The 19,379-nt window shown below is 57.4% G+C and carries 20 protein-coding genes; 13 read left to right on the top strand and 7 right to left on the bottom strand.

The features are described 5' to 3' along the window. Positions 1–13: 13 nt before the first annotated feature. Together LC093_RS09170 and LC093_RS09165 are read left to right on the top strand one after the other, a co-directional pair. On the top strand, positions 14–517 hold the full coding sequence (locus LC093_RS09170) for a hypothetical protein (protein WP_226664404.1): 504 nt from the start codon (positions 14–16) through the stop codon (positions 515–517). 177 nt (positions 518–694) lie between these two features. Further along, a complete protein-coding gene (locus LC093_RS09165; RefSeq protein ID WP_226664402.1) occupies positions 695–2,845 on the top strand; it encodes a TonB-dependent copper receptor in 2,151 nt (716 codons plus the stop codon). A gap of 70 nt (positions 2,846–2,915) precedes the next feature. Here the strand turns inward: LC093_RS09165 and LC093_RS09160 are convergent, their stop codons facing one another. The 5 genes from LC093_RS09160 to cysK form a co-directional block, all read right to left on the bottom strand. Next, positions 2,916–3,500, bottom strand: a complete 585-nt coding sequence (locus LC093_RS09160; protein ID WP_226664400.1) for an outer membrane beta-barrel protein — start codon at positions 3,498–3,500, stop codon at positions 2,916–2,918. 98 nt (positions 3,501–3,598) lie between these two features. Further along, complete coding sequence (locus LC093_RS09155) at positions 3,599–3,874, bottom strand: type II toxin-antitoxin system HicB family antitoxin (RefSeq protein WP_226664398.1); 276 nt, start codon at positions 3,872–3,874, stop codon at positions 3,599–3,601. A 223-nt stretch (positions 3,875–4,097) separates the two neighbouring features. Next, a complete protein-coding gene (locus LC093_RS09150) occupies positions 4,098–4,304 on the bottom strand; it encodes a hypothetical protein (RefSeq protein WP_226664396.1) in 207 nt (68 codons plus the stop codon). A gap of 81 nt (positions 4,305–4,385) precedes the next feature. Beyond that, a complete protein-coding gene (gene cysQ, locus LC093_RS09145) occupies positions 4,386–5,222 on the bottom strand; it encodes a 3'(2'),5'-bisphosphate nucleotidase CysQ (RefSeq protein ID WP_226664394.1) in 837 nt (278 codons plus the stop codon). Positions 5,223–5,336: 114 nt separating this feature from the next. Continuing rightward, positions 5,337–6,254: a cysteine synthase A gene (gene cysK / locus LC093_RS09140; RefSeq protein WP_226664392.1), complete on the bottom strand. Its 918-nt coding sequence runs from the start codon at positions 6,252–6,254 to the stop codon at positions 5,337–5,339. Between the two features lie 117 nt (positions 6,255–6,371). Between cysK and LC093_RS09135 the strand changes: the two genes are divergently transcribed. The 11 genes from LC093_RS09135 (at position 6,372) to LC093_RS09085 (ending at position 17,223) form a co-directional block, all read left to right on the top strand. Further along, positions 6,372–7,073: a lysoplasmalogenase gene (locus LC093_RS09135; protein ID WP_226664390.1), complete on the top strand. Its 702-nt coding sequence runs from the start codon at positions 6,372–6,374 to the stop codon at positions 7,071–7,073. 79 nt (positions 7,074–7,152) lie between these two features. Beyond that, positions 7,153–7,812, top strand: coding sequence for a GMP/IMP nucleotidase (gene yrfG, locus LC093_RS09130; protein WP_226664388.1), 660 nt, complete (start codon positions 7,153–7,155; stop codon positions 7,810–7,812). Positions 7,813–8,027: 215 nt separating this feature from the next. Next, complete coding sequence (locus tag LC093_RS09125; RefSeq protein ID WP_226664386.1) at positions 8,028–8,408, top strand: RNA-binding S4 domain-containing protein; 381 nt, start codon at positions 8,028–8,030, stop codon at positions 8,406–8,408. Positions 8,409–8,720: 312 nt separating this feature from the next. Further along, positions 8,721–10,241: a S1C family serine protease gene (locus LC093_RS09120; RefSeq protein WP_226664384.1), complete on the top strand. Its 1,521-nt coding sequence runs from the start codon at positions 8,721–8,723 to the stop codon at positions 10,239–10,241. A gap of 46 nt (positions 10,242–10,287) precedes the next feature. Beyond that, entirely contained in the window at positions 10,288–10,722 is a 435-nt protein-coding gene (locus LC093_RS09115) for a DUF4124 domain-containing protein (RefSeq protein WP_226664382.1), read from the top strand. A gap of 106 nt (positions 10,723–10,828) precedes the next feature. After that, positions 10,829–11,707, top strand: a complete 879-nt coding sequence (gene hslO / locus LC093_RS09110; protein WP_226664380.1) for an Hsp33 family molecular chaperone HslO — start codon at positions 10,829–10,831, stop codon at positions 11,705–11,707. A 448-nt stretch (positions 11,708–12,155) separates the two neighbouring features. After that, entirely contained in the window at positions 12,156–13,703 is a 1,548-nt protein-coding gene (locus tag LC093_RS09105) for a phosphoenolpyruvate carboxykinase (RefSeq protein ID WP_226664379.1), read from the top strand. 197 nt (positions 13,704–13,900) lie between these two features. After that, a complete protein-coding gene (locus tag LC093_RS09100) occupies positions 13,901–14,581 on the top strand; it encodes a D-Ala-D-Ala carboxypeptidase family metallohydrolase (RefSeq protein ID WP_226664377.1) in 681 nt (226 codons plus the stop codon). A 30-nt stretch (positions 14,582–14,611) separates the two neighbouring features. Further along, positions 14,612–15,343: a D-Ala-D-Ala carboxypeptidase family metallohydrolase gene (locus LC093_RS09095; RefSeq protein WP_226664369.1), complete on the top strand. Its 732-nt coding sequence runs from the start codon at positions 14,612–14,614 to the stop codon at positions 15,341–15,343. Positions 15,344–15,406: 63 nt separating this feature from the next. Continuing rightward, positions 15,407–16,510, top strand: coding sequence for an AI-2E family transporter (locus LC093_RS09090; RefSeq protein ID WP_226664367.1), 1,104 nt, complete (start codon positions 15,407–15,409; stop codon positions 16,508–16,510). Between the two features lie 161 nt (positions 16,511–16,671). Further along, positions 16,672–17,223 carry a DUF3833 domain-containing protein gene (locus LC093_RS09085; RefSeq protein ID WP_226664366.1) on the top strand — a complete coding sequence of 184 codons (552 nt, stop codon included), beginning with the start codon at positions 16,672–16,674 and terminating at the stop codon, positions 17,221–17,223. A gap of 90 nt (positions 17,224–17,313) precedes the next feature. On the opposite strand, the gene LC093_RS09080 is transcribed toward LC093_RS09085, so the two are convergent. Next, a complete protein-coding gene (locus tag LC093_RS09080; RefSeq protein ID WP_226664365.1) occupies positions 17,314–17,655 on the bottom strand; it encodes a zinc ribbon domain-containing protein YjdM in 342 nt (113 codons plus the stop codon). A 291-nt stretch (positions 17,656–17,946) separates the two neighbouring features. Next, a complete protein-coding gene (gene glnG / locus LC093_RS09075) occupies positions 17,947–19,371 on the bottom strand; it encodes a nitrogen regulation protein NR(I) (protein ID WP_413231502.1) in 1,425 nt (474 codons plus the stop codon). Between the last annotated feature and the right edge of the window lie 8 nt (positions 19,372–19,379).

Here is a 19,379-nt window from a genome sequence, read left to right as displayed (position 1 = left end):
AAACTAAAGCCCCGTGAAACAGCACCCTGCATACGCGACTAAAGCGCGCAGTTCTCACCTGCCACCCTGGCTGGTAGTGGTATTGCTGGGCATGTTCCTGGCTGCGCGGGGGCTGGTGCCCGCAGGTTTTATGCCCGCGGCGGTTGCCGGCGGATCCCTGTACGAGCTCTGTCACGGCGACAGCCGCAGTGCGCTGCTGCTCAATCTGACGGCCAGTTCCGGCCCCGCGCCTCACCCGGTACACCACCAGACAGATCACGAAACACACCACGGCGGACACTCGCTTGAGCCTGCGCAAAGCGGCCACCAGCACGACAGTGCGACAGCGCAGGTTTTCTCCGACAATCACTGCAGCTTTTCTGCCACCGTGGTGGCCGCAGCGCATGCCGGCCAGTGGCTGCCTGCGCTGGAACATACCGCCGCGCCCGTAGCGCCAGCTGTATTCAAGTATTTCCCCCGCAATCCGCACTATGTTCGCCCGCCCGGACGCGCACCTCCCACGTATTTCCTCACCTGAAAACCAAGCACTGTCGGGCGCAGAAGACTAGTTACTGCTGCCCGCGCTATGCCGTGCCGAATCCGCCTCCTCGCAAAAGACCCAGTGCGAACGCGTTGATATCGGTGCATTTCTTTGCCGTCGGACATCCGGCCGGGCTTCGCTCCCGGCCGCCCGATGCCATTTGGGGAATAGAAAATGAAAAATACTATCCAGTCTCGCCGCCTTGTTCCGGTGGCGACCGCGCCTTCATTGCGCCACTCACAACTCGCCCTGGCCATTGCAGCCTGCTGTTTTTACGCGAACACTTTTTACACCAGCGCGGCGTACGCGGATGATGGCGAACTCGAACAAATGGTTGTTACGGCGGTGAAAACCGAGCAGCCCCTGAGCCTGGTCACCGACCCGAAAAAGCCGCGCCAACCACTGCCCGCCAACGACGGCGCCGACTATCTCAAAACCATTCCCGGTTTTTCCGTAATCCGCAAAGGCGGCACTGATGGCGACCCGGTACTGCGTGGAATGGCCGGCTCGCGACTGAGCATGGTGCTGGATGGCGAGTCGATTCTCGGCGGCTGCAACCTGCGCATGGATCCGCCGACCGCTTATATCTATCCCGAAACCCTCGACCAGATACGAGTGATCAAGGGACCGCAGACAGTGATGTACGGCCCCGGCAACTCAGCGGGTGTGGTGCTGTTCGAACGTGACCAGGAGCGCGTGGAAGCGCCGGAGTGGGATCTCCACACCAGCCTGCTGGCCGGCACTGCCGATCGCCAGGATGGTCTCCTGGATGCGGCCTATAAATCACCGGAGTTTGCCCTGCGCGGCACGGTCACTTCCGCCTCCGCCGACGATTACGAGGATGGCGATGGCGTCACCGTGCACTCCCGCTACCAGCGCTGGAGCGGCCAACTGGGGTTTGCCTGGACGCCGGACGACGATACACGTCTCGAACTCAGCAGCACGCGCAGTGACGGCGAAGCCGCCTATGCCGACCGCGGTATGGACGGGGCCAAGTTTTCACGGGAAAACTTCAACGCAAAATATATTCGCCAGAACATAACCCCGCTCATCCGCACATTCGAGGTGCAGGGTTACTACAACGACGTAGACCACATCATGGACAACTACAGTCTGCGCACCCCCGGCGGCATGATGGCAATGCCGATGGCCATGAACCCGGACCGTAAAACCAGTGGCGGCAAGCTAGTTCTGACCCTGGCACCGCGCGAAGATCTCGAAGTGACAGCGGGCCTCGATGCACAGGAGAACCGCCATCGCGTGCGCAGCACGATGAACCAGAACGCGATGGATTACCGCGACCTGGAGCGCGTGGACAATGCCGAATTCCAGCAGACCGGGCTGTTTTCCGAATGGAGCTGGCTGCCGCAACCGGGGGCACGCTGGATCGCCGGCGCACGCCTCGACGACTGGCGCCTGCGCGACCTGCGGGAAACCGTCGCGCTATCCATGATGGCCAGTGCCGCCAACCCCACAGCCGGCGAGCGGCGTGAAGAACTACTGCAGAGCGGTTTTGTGCGCTATGAACAAAACCTCGCAACCAGCACGCCTGTATCCGCAACCCTCTATGCCGGTCTCGGCTACAACGAGCGGTTCCCCGACTACTGGGAAATCATCGCCAAGGAAACCGCGGATTCCGTCAGCGCCCTGGACATCGAATCGGAAAAGACCGCGCAACTGGATATCGGCTTTATCTATCGCAACGAGAAGCTGTCCGCCAGCGTGTCGGCATTCGCCAACACCATCGATGACTACCTGATGATCCAGTCCGGTTATTCCAAAGCGGCGGCTACGGGAGGCATGAGTGATATGGGGACTATGGCCGGCACCCGCACGACAACGATCGTGCGGAATATCGACGCGCGTTCGTGGGGGCTGGAAATGGACCTGGGTTATCGCCTGGCCGACAACTGGCGCTCGGAACTGACACTGTCTTCGGTGCGTGGTGCCAACGAATCTGACGGCACCACACTGGCACAATTGCCACCGCTGGAAACCCGCCTGGGGCTGTACTACGAACAGGCGCAATGGTCAGCGGGTGTTCTGTGGCGGGCCGTGGCGGCGCAGGATCGAGTGGATGTTGGCAGAGGCAATATTGCCGGACAGGATTTCGGGCCGACCGATGCCGCCAGCGTCCTGTCATTGAATGCGGGCTGGCGCCCCACCAAAGAGGTGCTGGTGACGGCAGGTATCGATAACCTGCTGGATGAAACCTACGCGGAACATATCAGTCGCGCCGGTGCGAGTATTCCCGGTTTTGACCAGCTCACCCGGATCAATGAGCCCGGACGCACACTGTGGATGAAGGCCGTTTATTCTTTCTGAGTTTCGCCGCCATATTTTTCCACACGGTAAAAGAGCCGGACCAGCATCTGCTGACCGGCTCTTTTACCGGTTAAAAACGGTAAGCGAAATTCACCGTCAGAGTGCGCAGGTGACCCATGTTAAAGCGCACGTCGGAAACGCCATCAAAGTAATACACCCTGGCATCCACGTCGTTGTAGTTGTATTCGATTGATGTGTCGAAGTCCTGTGTCCACTTATATCGATAACCGACACCGGCATTCCAGTAGTTGTCATCGTCTTTGTCATTTACCGGGTATATTGCGTCATATTTTTCGATGTCACTCGCATCGAATTCACCGTAGTTCCAACCCACCATCCAGTAGAGGCACTGCACATCACAGGTCACCGTGAAATCCACTTTTGCGCCAATACCCCACTGATCTACGGAGACGCTGCCATCATCGAACCCGGTGTAGCGTAACTCCACCTGCCAGACACCGGCCGCCGGTGTCACACCGATGCTCGCGTAGCCGGCAAAATCCTGTTCGTCATTGAGCTGCAGCTCACCCACACCAAGACCGAGCGTACCGATAAAACGGTACTCGCCATCGCAGTAGGCATCAAAAGGATTATTCCATTGTGCAAACGCACAACTGGAGGCGAAAAACGCAAGGAGAAAGACCACTTTCTTCATGTTAACCATCCTTGGTTCGAAAGACTTTCTGACCGATTTTATCGGCACGTTTTTAAAATTCAGTACTCAAGATTGCACTTTGAAAATCAGCAACAAGTTCAGGATTTGGGGCTCAGCTCATTGGATTCCACATCAATAATGGCCCAAACCCCGCCGGCAAATGCCGGGTTTTTTCTCAGAGCTTCCAGGTCACCGGGATCCGGCACCGGATCCCCGGCCGACTGCAACTCTTCCAGACGTTCAGCAATCGTTTCCGCCATTTTCTGCAGAGTGGTGTCGAGTGTTTCACCGTGGCAATGACAATGGGGAAGGTCGGGCGCAATGGCTCCGTATCCGGCGAACTCGATGTTGTGAACCACAACCGGGTAGCGCATGAAGGGCTCTCTTTTTCAGTTGACTTTTATCCCACCAAGCGTAGACCTAATTAGCGAGGGTTGAATAAAAATGTCACCAAATAAAGAAAATTCGCGACGCAATTGTTTTCCGCTGACGAAAAGAGAAAAAGCGATATTCAGAAGCCCACAAAAATGCCTGAGCTCATCATTGAAGGGCGCGTCTGGCGGGCAGGAAAAAGTTTTCGTGGCAGATCGACAGAAGTCAGCGCGGTATACGCCCTAACAGGGCACGGCGGGAAAAAATCATTTCGCGATAGGTTTGCAGCAGAGAAATATCCGGATCCACATCAGAGCCCCGTAACCCTTCCATCTGGCAATTGAGCCAGTTGATTTCCAGCTCCAGCCTCTGGCGCAGCAAGCGGGTTTCGTGTTCATCAATATTGACGTGCGGGCTCTGAGTGTTGGCCACGGCTTCACCTCACTGAATGTTGAGTGCCGTCGCCAAAAACAACATAACTGACGGCTACTCGGTAAAGCCTAGACCAAGAACTTAGCTAACGAGCAAAGTTTTCCAGTTGAACGACTGGTCGCCAATTACATAGAAAAACGGATTCAGCAGTTCTTCTTTCTGGTTGTAGCGCAGCAGGTTGAACTGCTCATCCACTACGATACCGCCAGCAGCTTCCACCACGGCCTGAGCCGCCGCGGTATCCCATTCGCAGGTGGGTGCCAGACGCGGGTACAGGTCCGCAGCGCCTTCTGCCACCAGACAAAGCTTCAGCGAGCTGCCCATATTCTTGAGGCCGGTTTCGCCCAGGCTGCCCTCGATACGCTCGAGCAGTGCATCTACCGCACCGGCACCATGGCTGCGGCTGGCGACGATTTCGATCGGCTCACGACTGTCGAGGCGGGGCTGCATTGCGCGCACCTGGATCGCTGTTTCGCCACTGGCATCGCGCTTGAATGCACCCTGGGATTTTGCGCCGGCATAAGTAATGTCCAGTACCGGTACGTGTACCACCCCCATCACCGGCTCACCGTTTTCGATCAGGGCCACGTTGACGGTAAATTCGCCATTGCGACGAATGAACTCTTTAGTGCCGTCGAGGGGGTCAATAATCCAGTAGCGGTCCCACTGCCCACGTACGTCATAGCCCGGCATCTGCCCTTCTTCAGACAACACCGGAACACCCTCCAGCAGGTTGGCCAGGGCTGGCGCCAGAATCTTGTGCGCCGCGAGATCCGCCGCCGTTACCGGTGAGTCATCGGACTTGGTATCCACCTCGATATCGCCGCTGGCGTTGTATACCTCAAGAATGGCCTCGCCGGCCTCGATTGAGATAGCAATTACCTTGTCCAGCAGTTCCCTTGTGACGACGTTGTCCATGGAGTTCCCCCTAACCTGAGTCGTTATCGAATTTCGCAAAAGGAAGGATTATACGCAGACCGCCGCCCAATTGGGCGGCGGTTCGGCGAAGAGATGCGAGTACAGGAGGGGAAGTTAAGCCATAAACAGGTCGTCAATGGACAGATAGCGTTCTCCGGTGTCGTAGCTGAAAACCAGCACCCGGCTGCCCGGGGCCAAATCGGCTTCGCGCTGCTTCACTGCGGCCAGGGATGCGCCGGAAGAAATCCCCACGAATATGCCTTCCTTGAGTGCACACTGGCGCGCCATTTCAAAGCTGTCTTCTTCGCTGACCGCAATGGTGCCGTCGAGAGCGCCTTTGTTCAGAACTTCCGGCACAAAGCCTGCGCCGATACCCTGCAGGCGGTGCATACCTTTTTCCTTGCCGGCGATGACCTGGGACTTCTCCGGCTCCACGGCAAATACCTTGAGGTTTGTCATGGATTCCTTCAGCACCTCAGCACAGCCGGTAATATGACCACCGGTACCGACACCGGTAACCAGATAGTCGAGACCTTCGGGGAAGTCCGCAATAATTTCTTTGGCCGTCGTTTTGCGGTGCGCTTCAACGTTGGCGGGATTGGTGAACTGCTGTGGCATCCAGCTATTCTCGTGCTCGGCGAGGATTTCCTCCGCCCTGGCGATGGCGCCGGGCATGCCATTTTCCTTTGGCGTGAGTACCAGTTCAGCGCCGAGGGCTTTCATGATTTTGCGGCGTTCAATAGACATGGACTCGGGCATGGTGAGGATCAGGCGATATCCCTTTACCGCCGCCACCATGGCGAGACCAATACCGGTGTTGCCGGAGGTAGGCTCCACGATCACACCGCCCGGCTTAAGTTTTCCGCTGGCTTCAGCATCCTCGATCATGCCCAGTGCGATGCGGTCCTTGATACTGCTGCCCGGATTGAAACGCTCCACCTTCATCCATACCTCGATATCATCGCGGAACAGGCTGTTGATCCGCACATGGGGGGTATTGCCGATGGTTTCGAGAATGTTGTTGGCTTTCATCTATTCACTCCATGACCGATTATTTAATTGCCTTGACGCGGATTGCACCGCCGGGGGCTTTGAAGAATACTCACGACAATAAAAGATAAAAATGTATAAGAAAATGGGAGAAACACGATGACAGGCTATGCAACCGCCAATAACACCCCCTCTGCAACCCACTCTCCGGATGATCTGCGTGTACCGCTTTTCGCTTTTGCGCTGGCTTCGGCCCTGTATATGGCGCTGGATGCATCCGCCGCGCATGGCAACTGGATGGCGCTACTCAAGATAGTGCCGATCCTGATTCTCGCGTGGCTTGCAAACCGTCATCTCGGCGGTACCACACGCCGGCTGGCACTCGTGGCGCTGGCGCTGTCGGCTACTGGCGATGTGTTGTTGGCAATCCCGTTTCCCAATCACTTTGTGTTTGGCCTTGGCGCCTTCTTGCTGGCCCAACTGACCTATACCGGCAACTTCCTGCGCGCCGCCCATTTCCCGAGCCGTCGCTTTGTCCTGCGTGCAATCGCCATTCTGCTCGCCGCACTCTTGCTGGCCCAACAGGTATTACCTGGCGCGGGCGAGCTGGCGGTTCCTGTGGCTTGTTACATCGTGGCAATCGTAGCCATGGCGCTGTCGGCCGCGGCCCACCGCAGTGGTTCATCACTGCTGTTCGCCGGCGCGGTCACGTTTATGGTTTCCGACGCGCTGATCGCCATCAACCGCTTTGTGGACCCGGTGCCTCTGGCTGGCACCTGGATTATGCTGACGTACTACGCGGCGCAGGCGCTGCTGGTGGTCGGTCTGATCCGGGCAGATTTGGTGAGTCGCGGTGCTTGAGGGCATAATGTCCGCTGTTTTTTTATACAATCACTCGTTTATATCACCACTCTGAGAGTGTTGGTCAGTTGAGGTAAGCATGCTGGACTGGGGTCAGATCGATACGGTGCTGCTGGATATGGACGGCACCCTGCTGGATCTGCATTACGACAACCATTTCTGGATGGAGCATTTGCCACTGCGCTATGCGGAGGCCAATGGCCTTTCGCTGCCGGAAGCGCAGGCACTGGTCATCCAGCTGACTGATGAGTTGCGCGGCACTCTGGACTGGTACTGCCTGCGGTACTGGTCTGATGCCCTGAAGCTGGATGTCCCGGCGATCTATCGCGAAGTCGAGGATCGCATTGCCCTGCGCCCGCATACCGACCGCTTCCTGCGCAGTCTCCGCACGATGGGCAAGCGGGCGCTATTGGTCACCAATGCCCACCCGGATGGTCTCGGCCACAAGCTTGAGGTCACGGGCATCGACCAGTGGCTGGACGAGATCGTGTCTTCCCACGATCTTGGCCACGCCAAGGAAAGCACGCTGTTCTGGCATGCCCTGCAGGAGCGCCAGCCGTTCCATCCGGGCCGCACACTGTTCGTGGACGACAACCTGCACGTGCTCAGTGCGGCGCGCGATTACGGCATTGAGCACCTGCTGTGTATTCGCCAGCCAGACAGCAAAAGTCCGGCACGGGAAATTTCCGAGTTTCCGGCGATTCACGATTTCGACGAGATCCTGCATTCTGAGGAATAGCCCGTCCGCAGCGACCTTTTTCAAGGGTTCTGAATTTATCCCGGTGGCGGCCGGCCACTGGGTGGAGCTTTTCAGGACCGCTGTAAACCCATCCCTGGGCGCTGCGGCGCAAACATCCTGTTTGCGACGCTCCTGAAAAGCTCCACCCAGTAGCCGGCCTTCGCATGAAGCATTTTTGCTTCGTATCCGTTCTTAATTCTTTATTCTGGTTTTTGATGGAAAAAGTACGTATCGACAAATGGCTGTGGGCCGCCCGTTTTTTCAAAACCCGTAGCCTTGCCAAACAAGCAATTGAAGGTGGCAAGGTGCACGCTGAGGGTCAGCGCGTAAAAGCCAGCAAGGAGATATCCACAGGTGCCTTGCTCACTATCCGTCAGGGATGGGATGAAAAAGTTGTGGAGGTCGTCGCGCTCTCGGACCAGCGCCGCGGAGCGGATATTGCCCAGACGTTGTACCGGGAAACCGACGAAAGTATCGCGAAACGAGAGCAATATGCGGCCGATCGCAAAGCCAACAACGCGGTCATCACCAGCGAACGACCAAATAAAAAACAGCGCCGGCAGATTCACCGTTTTCTGCAGGAATCACAGGACTGACGCGCTTTAGTGCTCTTCTCTGGATGCCGGATCGAGTCCGGCATGACTAAGAGCGTCTCCCCGGACCTGATCCGGGATCCGGAAGCTACGAAGCACGAAACTCGAAGCGAAGGCCGGGGACTGGGCGGAGGTTTTCAGGATCGTCGGCAACAGGGACGTTGCTGGCGAAGCGTACAGGGATGCATCAACAGCGGTCCTGAAAACCTCCGCCCAGTCCCCAGCCGCCAATGAAGGTACAACAAAGCCCCAAGCCGCCAACCCGAACCAAAGTGCTAAACTCCCGTACAAACTAATGAATAAAGCAACGCCGCAATGAAACAACTGCTGACCTTCTGCCTGTTGATCCTGTGTTTCACCCAGCCCGCCAGCGCCGAAAACCGCGAACGGGAACAGATCAAGCGTTCGATCATCAAGATCTACACCACCGCCGCAGCCCCCGACTACTTCAATCCCTGGGCCCTGCTCAATGCACAGCAATTATCCGGCTCAGGGGCAGTGATTGAAGGTAAGCGAATCCTTACCAACGCCCACGTGGTGGCCAACGGCAGCTTTATTCAGGTCCAGCGCCACGGCGATGCGGAGAAGTTTCGCGCGCAGGTCAAATTCGTCTCCCACGACGCCGACCTCGCCCTGCTCACCGTCGATGACGAAAGCTTTTTTGAAGACACCCGTCCCCTCGCTCTCGGCAAACTGCCGGACCTGCAGGAAGAAGTGACGGTGTACGGTTACCCCATTGGCGGCAAGTCCCTGTCCATCACCCGCGGCGTCCTGTCGCGGGTTGAACACCAGTACTACGCCCACGCCGAAAGCTACCTGATGGCCGGCCAGATCGATGCCGCTATCAACCCCGGCAACAGCGGCGGGCCGGTGATTTCAGGAGGCCGCATCGTCGGCGTTGCCATGCAGACCAACAACAGCAACGGCGCCGAAAACCTCGGGTACTTTGTGCCGCCAAGCGTCATCGATCACGTACTGAAAGATGCCGAAGACGGCGTACACCAGGGATTCCCCGAGCTGGGCGCCGTGACCCAAAGCCTCGAGAGTCCGTCCATGAAAGCCGCCGCGGGACTTTCTGAAGATCAGCAGGGCGCACTCGTTGTGCGCGTATTTGAAGATGCACCTGCGGCCACCGTACTGGCGCCGGGCGATGTCCTGCTGGAAGTGGGTGGCTTTAAGATCGCTGCCGACCGCACCATCGAGTGGCGCAAAAATCAGCGCACCAATTACCACTATGCGGTGGACTACCACCACGTGGGCGATGAACTGCCATTGCGCTTCGCCCGCAACGGCGAAATTCACGAGGCCAAAATCACCCTCTCCGCCACACCCCCCTCGCGCTCACTGGTGCAGGGAGAGAAATTCGACCAGCGCCCGCGCTATTACATCTATGGCGGCGTGGTGTTTGTGCCGTTGAACATGAACCTGATCAAGCGCTGGGGCAACAACTGGCACTCCAAGGCACCAATCGAATACCTCTATGCCCGCAATCAGTGGTCCAGTCCCGAGCAACAGGAGCTCGTGGTCGCGCTGAAAGTACTGCCGGCACCGGTCAACCTCGGTTACCACGACTGGAAAAACTGGATTATCGAATCGGTAAATGGCGAAAATATTCAGGATTTCCAGCAATTCGCCCAGCTGATGGAAACCAACGAAGAGCCGTTTGTGAAGCTGCGGGACAGCGCCGGTTACCGCATGGTGCTCGATGCCGCCTCGGCACTGGAGCAACAACCGTTTATCCTGCAAACCTATCAGATCCCCGAGCGTCACTCCCAGGGCCTGTTCAGCACCCTCGCCAACCGCGAGCACGCTGACAGTAGCGAAGCCACACCCTGACGCGGTTTAATTGGGGCAACGGAATAACGGATAAGTAGGTGACACAATGGGAAAAGGATTCCTGTATTCACTACTCATTGCCAGCAGCCTGTCCGCTACGGCAGGCGAGCTGTACCGCTGGGTAGACGCTGAAGGCAAAGTGCACTTTGGCGACCGCCCTCCAGCAGGTACCAACGTCGAGGAAATGGAAAGTTCGCTCAAGCCCCTGAACCGCGCCGACGCCACCAAAAAGCAGGCCTTCCCTGACAGCCGCCGCGCCGATCAGGTAGAACGCGATTATCAAAACCAGAAGCGCCAACAGCAGCAAAACCGCGCGCGCCAGCAACAGACTGCCTGCTCCCAGGCCCGCCGCCAGTTGAGGGTTCTCCAGGGCCCGGTCTATTTCGTCGATGACAAGGGCAATGAATCAACCATCAGCGAGCGCCAGCGCGAACAGCGGGCCCGGGAATTGGCCGAGCAGATCCGCCAGCTCTGCGGCTGAGTACCGGCAATTCCAACAGACAAGGGACTCGTCGCCCGCACGGCTATCATAAAGGCCCTAAGCAGCCTAAAATCGCCCCCCATTTTGAATAGCGAGGCGCCTTGATATGTCCGACCAGTTGGAACGCTTTATCTTCTCCAAACACGATATCCGCGGCCAGTTGGTCACGCTTACTGAGGCCTATCGAGAAGTACTTGAGCACAATGGCCTGCCACAGCCCGTCAAGCGGCTGTTGGGGGAGTTTCTCGCGGCCTCCTGCCTGCTTTCTACCACCCTCAAGTTCGAAGGCATCCTGATGCTGCAGGCCCGCGGTGAAGGTGATGTCCCGTTGCTGGTGGCCGAGTGCACCCACCACAGTGATGTGCGTGGACTGGCACGGGTCGCTGAGGGCGCCGAGATCAAGGAAGGCGCCACCCTGCGCGAGCTCGTGGGCAACCGTGGCGCACTGGTCATCACCCTGGATCCGCAGGAAGGCGAGCGCTACCAGGGCATAGTGCCGCTGGAAAAAGACACCCTGGCGGAGTGTCTGGAAGACTATTTCACCCAGTCCGAGCAGCTACAAACCCGCTTCTGGATCGAGTCCAGTGCCGATACCGTGGGCGGCATCATGCTGCAGGTACTGCCGGGCAACAATGCAGCCACCCAGGAGGAAAATGAAGACGCCTGGGAAACAGCGGTACACCTGGCTTCCACTGTGACTGCAGATGAGCTGCACAACCTGCCTCACGACCAGCTTCTGGTGCGCCTGTTCCACCAGCTGGAGCCGGCAAGCCTCGGCACGGCCAACATTCGCTTCAAATGCAGCTGCTCACCGGAGCGCAGCGCCCGCGCATTGATCGCCATGGGACCGGAAGAGGTCTACCAGTTGCTGGAAGAGCAGGGCGGGGAAATTACTGCGGACTGCCAGTTCTGCAACCGCCAGTACCGCTTCGACCGTGAAAAGATCGAAACCCTGTTTAACGCACCCCCACATACCCTGCATTAAACACACGTTTTGGCCCGGGCCACCGCGCCCGGGCACAGCGTTCTCTCACTTCTCCCTTACGCTTTTCCCTCGCGCTTCTTTTCTCACAGTATTTCACTCATCGCCAGCCACTTCATGCGCGCCTTTTCTGGCGGGCCTGACACCACTGATGGCGTCATTTTCACCAGCCTTTAGTGGCCGATGGCCCCTGCGCTATTTTGTAAATTCTCATGTAGTCGGCAAATATTTCCTTCATTTATGAAGTAAAAAAACTACATCACTACAATTTATAAAAATTTCGCAAAAAAATACCTGACAACGCTGTCAATAGACTAAAAAGTGTACAGTTTTTCTACCCGAGCAATTTGAAGTTTGCCATAATGCGCCAGCCAACCAGCCTCGGTCGCTGATTTTACTGGCGACCCCTACTATTTATTTCACTGATACAACTTTCACGGGTAATAAACGAATGGCACAGATCGACGACAAGGTGCAGGTACTGACAAACCTGGCGTCAGCGCAACTGGTGGAACAGGCACTCAAGCGCGGTGAGGGACACCTCTCCCATACCGGCGCCCTGGTGACCGAAACTGGCGCGCGCACTGGCCGCTCCCCCGCTGACCGCTTCGTGGTCGAAGAGCCCTCCACCGCCGACAGCATCGAGTGGGGCGGCGTAAACCGTCCGTTCCCGGCGGAAAAGTTCGACGCCCTGTGGAACCGAGTGGAAGACTTCGTCGCCAGCCACGACAGCTTCGTACAGCAGCTGCACGTCGGTCAGGACGAAGACCACTATATCCCGGTGAAAGTTACCGCTCAGACTGCCTGGCACACCCTGTTCGGTCGCAACATGTTTATCCGCCCCGACACCTTCAACCCCAAGGGCAAGGAAGAGTGGCGCATCCTGCACGCGGCCAACTTCGAGTGCGACCCGAATCGTGACGGCACCAACTCCGAAGGCTGTGTGATCATCAACTTTGCCCAGCGCAAAGTACTGCTGGCGGGCATGCGCTACGCCGGTGAGATGAAGAAGGCGATGTTCTCCGTACAGAACTTCCTGCTGCCGGAAAAAGACGTGATGCCGATGCACTGCGCGGCCAACGTCGGCAAAGAAGGCGACGTGTGCCTGTTCTTCGGCCTGTCCGGTACCGGTAAGACCACCCTGTCCGCCGACCCGGAACGCTACCTGATCGGCGACGACGAGCACGGCTGGGCCAAAGGCGGCGTGTTCAATATGGAAGGCGGCTGCTATGCCAAGACCATCAACCTGAGCCAGAAGAACGAACCGGTGATCTGGGACGCGATCCGCTTTGGTGCGATCGTGGAAAACGTAGTGATCGACGCTGCCGGTATCCCGGATTACCACGACACCAGCCTGACCGAAAACGGCCGCTGTTCCTACCCACTGGAGCACGTGGAAATGCGCCAGCTGGAAAACCGCGCCGGCGAACCGAAAAACGTTATCTTCCTGACCTGCGACGTATCCGGCGTACTGCCACCCGTATCCATCCTGTCCAAGGAAGCCGCGGCGTACCACTTCCTGTCCGGCTACACCGCGCGTGTAGGTTCCACCGAGCTGGGCGCGGAAGCGGGTATTCACCCGACCTTCTCCACCTGCTTCGGCGCACCCTTCATGCCACGTGCACCGCGTGAATACGCCGACCTGCTGATGAAGCGCATCGAAGACTTCGGTTCCAAGGTGTACCTGGTAAACACCGGCTGGACCGGCGGCTCCGGCGACAACGGCAAGCGTTTCCCGATCCCGGTAACCCGCGCGGTGATCGCGGCGATCCAGAGCGGCGCGCTGGAAAATGCCGAAACCGAGCACCTGGAAATCATGAACCTGGAGATTCCAGTGCAGGTGCCGGGCGTGGACAACAGCTACCTGAACCCGCGCGGTGCGTGGGCTGATGCAGGCACCTACGATGCGGCAGCGAAGAAGCTGGCAGCACTGTTTGCCGAGAACATCGAGAAATTCAACGTAAGCGATGATGTAAAAGCAGCGGGCCCACAGGCGTAAGCCCGAAGCCTCAACTGCACCCCCCAAAGCGGCCCTCCGGGCCGCTTTTTTTATGCCCGCTTACCCGAACGGGCAAGCCCTCGCGCGACAGCTATAGTGAAATGAGGGTCCGATTTCCCCGAGGCGGGAAATCAGGAAGTTCCAACCCGGTGCCGGGGAAACCGGCACCCCCAAAAGCGAAAGTTCAGGCAACGGGCATGCCGTCGGGCAATCCATTTTTCAGAATCAGACGCAAGTATGACCGTCTGCCACCGAGCCAACAGACCAACTGGTGGGTGCTGGTGGGGCTCGTTGCACTACTGCTGGCCCTGCTGCTGGCGTTGTGGCTCTACCTCTATTTCAAATCTCTGGAAAAGCCCTATCACGAACTCAAGGGCTACCGCGTAGCGACCCATGCAAGCTTCAAGCATTTCCTGCATGAAGGTAGCAACCGGCGCGAATTCGGGCAGCTAACACGATTCCTTGAAGACGCCGGCGTCGCCGATGCCACCGCACCGGAAAACCTCCTTCGCCAGGGCAGCGACTGGCTGGATATCAACGAATCGCCATTCGCCCTACCACCTCGCGACTACTGGAACAATATACTGCCGACCCTGCGACTGATCCGCGATGAACTGATTCCCGCCATCGGTCCCGTAGACGTTGTATCAGCGTTCCGCACCGACCACTACAACAGCAAGGCGGGCGGCTCCAAGGGCAGCAAGCACAAAACTTTTTGCGGGCTCGACCTGGTGCCACGCTCCAACATCAGCCGCAAGGAACTGATCGAGGAACTGCGTGCGCTTCAGGCCCGCCTCGGACCGGAGAGCCGTATGGGGCTGGGAATTTACAGTGGCATCCGCTTTCACATCGACACCTGCGGCTTCCGCAGCTGGTAGTTACAACCGGAAGAAGAGCAGGCGTAGTACATGGACATCAAGGAAACTCCGGACCACGAGTTTTTCGACATCCACATCGAGCGTCGCCGGCTGATCTGGATAGTGGCATTGACCCTGGTCGCCACCATCGCGCTGGTGGTACTGACCGTAGAGAAGGTCGCAGAACTCGCCGAGCGGATCGTCAGCCCGGTGGAGCATATTCCCGAGCCCGAACCGACCCCGGAACCTGTCGACCCGGATGTGCCGCTCAACATTAAAGGCTATGCCGCCGCCTCCGCCGCCGCGTTCGACAAATTCCTGAACGAGGGTGACAACCGGGCGCACTTTGACCGCCTCGCCCACTTCCTCTCGATCAACGAAGTGGGCGATGTCATCCCCCCGTTCCAGCTGATGCGCCAGGGCAGTGACTGGAAGAAAATCGACGAACCGCCATTTGCCATCCCCCCGGAAGAAAACTGGGAAACCATGGTGGATACGCTGAAAACACTCAAGGAATTCGTGATCCCGGAAGTGGGACCGGTGGTGATACTGTCCGGCTGGCGCACCTCAAGCTACAACGCCAAGGCTGGCGGCGCGCGTACCAGCAAGCACATGCATTTCTGTGGGCTGGATATGGTCCCGGAGGACGAGTACACCCGCAAACAGTTGCTACCCAAACTGCGCCGAATCCACAAGAACCACGGACGCAAGTGGAACATGGGTCTCGGTATTTACAGTGGTATCCGCTTCCATGTCGATACCTGCGGTTACCGGCGCTGGTAAACCTGCGGCCTATCTGGTTACATAACCGGCTGTTCAATAACAACAAATGCAAAGGATGCCCGGGTGCAGGAAAAACTCGAACGACGCTCATTTATTTACGCCCTGCTGGCGGTGTCAGTGGCCTTCGCGTTTCTGCTCAAGCCATTTTTCACCCCGATTTTCTGGGCCTGTGCGACCGCACTGATTTTCCATCCGGTATACCGCCACTTCCTCCACAGGTATCCCAAGTGGCCCAACCTCACCGCCTTTCTTACACTCCTGCTGTGCATCGTGGTCGTGGTGATCCCGGTATTGCTGGTGGCCAGTTCATTTGTCAGTGAAGGGGCCAGCCTTTATCAGCGGGTTCAGTCTGGTGAAATCAATCTGGGAGAAAAGGTCGAGCAAGTGCGTGCCGCTTTTCCCGGCTTCAATGCTTTTATGGAGCGGCTTGGCATCGATCTCAGCGCGGCCAAGGAACGGTTGCTCGGCGGCCTGATGAGTGCTGGCAGCTTTCTCGCCAAAAATGCGCTGGCACTGGGACAGAATACGCTCAACTTCTTTATCAGCCTCGGCCTGATGCTCTACCTGACGTTTTTCCTGATCCGCGACGGCCACTCACTGGTAGCACTGCTGATTCGCGCATTGCCCCTTGGCGACGCGCGGGAAAAACTGTTGCTGGCGAAATTCGCCGAGGTAACCCGGGCCACAATCAAGGGCAACCTGGTTGTCGCTGTCACCCAGGGGACACTGGGCGGACTTATTTTCTGGGCACTTGGCCTGCCCGCACCGCTACTTTGGGGCGTGGTTATGACCATGCTCTCACTCCTGCCGGCCGTGGGCGCCGCGCTGATCTGGCTCCCGGCAGCGATCTACCTTTACGCAACCGGGGAGGCCGTCAAGGCCACAGTGCTGATGATTTTCGGAATTGCGGTCATCAGCCTGGTAGACAATATACTGCGCCCGATCCTGGTGGGCCGAGACACCAAGCTTCCGGACTATATCGTGCTGTTTTCCACCGTCGGCGGCCTGATTATGTTCGGTATCAGCGGCTTTGCCATCGGCCCCTTGCTGGCAGCACTGTTTATGGCGTTCTGGGAGATTTTCATGCGCGAATTTATCAGTGGCGAGCAGCCACTGATTCCGCCACGGGAACAATCGCCGCTGGAACCTGATCAAAGCCAGGACTAGTCCCCTCCCGAAAAGTGCTCAGAACCGACATTGGCCCGGCACCCCGCTGCCGGGCTGTACTTATCCAAAACAACACCCACAAGCGGTCATCCAAGTTCGCCGATCTACCGTATACAGCAAAAACCCGCCGCATGGTTTATGTGGCTGCAGGGAGATGAGGCATGAAACGGGCTATTCGCGGTTGTATTATTTTTTTCATTATTGCTGTCAGCGGTTGTAGCGCGCCTGGCCTTGAGCACTATGACGGGCGAAGTCCCAAGTTCATCCCGGAACAGTTTTTCCAGGGGCCACTTCAGGCTCATGGCCTCGTAAAAAACCGTAGTGGCGCGGTAACACGTACATTTACCGCAACCATTGATGCAAGCTGGAAAGACGGGCACGGTGTTCTGAACGAACGCTTTCAATTCGACGACGGCGAAATCCAGTACCGCAACTGGCAGCTTGTCCTGCGAGAGAGCACCGGCAGTGAGCGGGTTTTTGACGCTACAGCGGAGGATGTTATCGGGACGGCACAGTTCCGGGTAAACGGCAATGCCGCCTTTATCCGCTATGTGCTGGAAGTGCCTTACAAGGATTCCACAATCAAGCTCACGGTCGACGATCGCATGTACCTTACCGCCGACAACGTGCTGATTGGCGAGTCGGAACTGAGTAAATGGGGCTTCCGTGTCGGCGAGATCGTGCTGACAATATTCAAGCCCGAGTCGAGCTGATAATTCACTCACAGCGTAAGAAGAAAGATAAAAGGCGCCTTCCGGCGCCTTTTTCATAGGGTTCTACAGAAATTCGCGGGACAGCTGCCGTCACGCTTTCTTTACAAATTCAGACTTCAGCTTCATCGGGCCAACGCCTTCGATTTTGCAATCGATATTGTGGTCTGAATCAACCAGGCGAATATTCTTCACCTTGGTGCCAACCTTGACCACGAGGGAAGAGCCCTTGACCTTCAGGTCTTTTATTACGGTAACCGTATCACCATCAGCCAGTGTGTTCCCGTTGGCGTCTTTGACCAGCAGTGCGTCCTCGTCTGTATCGCCCGAATCACCGGCCGACCACTCGTGTCCGCACTCTGGGCAAACCAGGTTCACACCATCTTCATAGGTATATTCTGATGCGCACTTTGGGCAGTTGGGCAGATTTGACATAGTACTTCCTAGCAGCTTGCTAAAGGTTTAATGCGGCTCTGGCAGCTATTAAACGACAACATGAGATAAATTAATTGCGCGGCAAGTATAACCGGAAGCCGGCTGTTTCACATTTTCACGCTGGCCGGGACAGATGCGGCGCAACCAGAGCAGGCATCAACGGCTCAATACGACTAGGCAGGAACTGAAAACAGAGTGTATGAGAAGAGAGGAAAACCAGGCAGCAATGATCAGGGCGTAAGGTACACGCCCTGATCACTGCGCGCTGAGGGGACGGGGTCGAAGTACAGACTACTCCCCGTCGTCACCCCCGTTCATGCCCAGCTCCTTGAGCTTGCGCGTCAGGGTATTTCTGCCCCAACCCAACAGCTCTGCGGCGTCGCGCTTGCGACCAGCGGTGTGCTTGAGCGCGATCTCAATCAGGGCTCGCTCAAACGCCGGTACCGCTTCGCTGAGGATCTCGCGGCGGCCGGTAGCCAGGGCCTGATCTGCCCACAGGCGCAGCGCTTTCTGCCAATCCTGCGGCGCATCACTGGTAGCACTCTGCTGGTGCAGCTCCGGGGGCAGGTCGTCGACGTGGACTTCGCGACCGGACGCCATGACGGTGATCCAGCGACAGGTGTTTTCCAGCTGGCGCACGTTACCCGGCCAGTCCAGACCCGAGAGATATTCTTCGGTTTCCTTGAGCAGGATTTTCGGTTCTACCCCCAGGTCTTTTGCCGCGCTGTTGAAGAAGTGGCGCACCAGACGTGGAATATCTTCCCGGCGATCAGACAGACGGGGAATATGGATACGGATGACATTGAGACGATGGAAAAGGTCTTCGCGGAACTTGTGTTCCTGCACCAGGTTTTCCAGATTTTGGTGAGTGGCCGCAATGATGCGGACATCAACCTTGACCGGGGTATGACCACCGACCCGGTAGAACTCACCATCCGCCAGTACCCGCAACAGGCGGGTTTGTGTCTCTGCGGGCATATCGCCTATCTCATCGAGAAACAGCGTACCGCCATTGGCCTGCTCAAAACGGCCAGCGCGTTGTGCAGTCGCACCGGTAAATGCCCCTTTTTCATGGCCGAACAACTCTGACTCCATCAGGTCTTTCGGAATCGCAGCCATGTTGAGTGCAATAAACGGCTGGTTTTTTCGGGGGCTGTGATTGTGCAGCGCCTGTGCGACAAGTTCTTTACCGGTCCCGGATTCACCATTGATCAGCACGGTGATATTGGAATGAGACAGGCGGCCAATCGCGCGAAATACTTCCTGCATCGCCGGCGCTTCACCGATGATTTCTTTCGAGCTGGTGCCGTTGTCGATGGTTACCGGCTCTTCAATCTCCTGCTCATTGGCATGCGCCAGGGCACGGCGAGTTACCGCCACCGCCTCATCCACATCGAAGGGCTTGGGCAGGTATTCGAAGGCACCACCCTGATAGGCGGCAACCGCACTGTCGAGATCCGAGTGCGCGGTCATGATAATGATTGGCAGCGCGGGGCGTTCCGCCTGGAAGCGCTGCAACAGTTTGAAGCCATCGGAGCCTGGCATACGAATATCACTGATGACGACATCGGGCTGTTCGCTGTAGAAGTCATCCAGCGCGCGGTCGCCGTTTTCGTAGCAGGTGGTATCTATCCCCGCACGCGAAAGTGCGCGTTCCAATACCCAGCGGATAGAGCGGTCGTCATCAATAATCCAAACGCGATTGTTCATAATAATTTTCCGGT

Source organism: Microbulbifer aggregans (genome assembly GCF_020524005.1).
GTDB lineage: Bacteria > Pseudomonadota > Gammaproteobacteria > Pseudomonadales > Cellvibrionaceae > Microbulbifer > Microbulbifer aggregans_A.
The sequence above is the reverse complement of the archived record's forward strand: the minus strand, read 5'-3'. Positions and strand labels throughout refer to the sequence as shown.

Excerpts from the sequence above, each read along its gene's own strand:
- LC093_RS09080 (WP_226664365.1), bottom strand. The coding sequence starts at position 17,655 with ATGTCAAATCTGCCCAACTGCCCAAAGTGCGCATCAGAATATACCTAT.
- LC093_RS09135 (WP_226664390.1), top strand. The coding sequence starts at position 6,372 with ATGACAGGCTATGCAACCGCCAATAACACCCCCTCTGCAACCCACTCT.
- LC093_RS09100 (WP_226664377.1), top strand. The coding sequence starts at position 13,901 with ATGCCGTCGGGCAATCCATTTTTCAGAATCAGACGCAAGTATGACCGT.
- cysK (WP_226664392.1), bottom strand. The coding sequence starts at position 6,254 with ATGAAAGCCAACAACATTCTCGAAACCATCGGCAATACCCCCCATGTG.
- cysQ (WP_226664394.1), bottom strand. The coding sequence starts at position 5,222 with ATGGACAACGTCGTCACAAGGGAACTGCTGGACAAGGTAATTGCTATC.
- LC093_RS09095 (WP_226664369.1), top strand. The coding sequence starts at position 14,612 with ATGGACATCAAGGAAACTCCGGACCACGAGTTTTTCGACATCCACATC.
- LC093_RS09165 (WP_226664402.1), top strand. The coding sequence starts at position 695 with ATGAAAAATACTATCCAGTCTCGCCGCCTTGTTCCGGTGGCGACCGCG.
- LC093_RS09155 (WP_226664398.1), bottom strand. The coding sequence starts at position 3,874 with ATGCGCTACCCGGTTGTGGTTCACAACATCGAGTTCGCCGGATACGGA.
- LC093_RS09120 (WP_226664384.1), top strand. The coding sequence starts at position 8,721 with ATGAAACAACTGCTGACCTTCTGCCTGTTGATCCTGTGTTTCACCCAG.
- LC093_RS09085 (WP_226664366.1), top strand. The coding sequence starts at position 16,672 with ATGAAACGGGCTATTCGCGGTTGTATTATTTTTTTCATTATTGCTGTC.
- yrfG (WP_226664388.1), top strand. The coding sequence starts at position 7,153 with ATGCTGGACTGGGGTCAGATCGATACGGTGCTGCTGGATATGGACGGC.
- LC093_RS09125 (WP_226664386.1), top strand. The coding sequence starts at position 8,028 with ATGGAAAAAGTACGTATCGACAAATGGCTGTGGGCCGCCCGTTTTTTC.
- LC093_RS09115 (WP_226664382.1), top strand. The coding sequence starts at position 10,288 with ATGGGAAAAGGATTCCTGTATTCACTACTCATTGCCAGCAGCCTGTCC.
- hslO (WP_226664380.1), top strand. The coding sequence starts at position 10,829 with ATGTCCGACCAGTTGGAACGCTTTATCTTCTCCAAACACGATATCCGC.
- LC093_RS09105 (WP_226664379.1), top strand. The coding sequence starts at position 12,156 with ATGGCACAGATCGACGACAAGGTGCAGGTACTGACAAACCTGGCGTCA.
- LC093_RS09160 (WP_226664400.1), bottom strand. The coding sequence starts at position 3,500 with ATGAAGAAAGTGGTCTTTCTCCTTGCGTTTTTCGCCTCCAGTTGTGCG.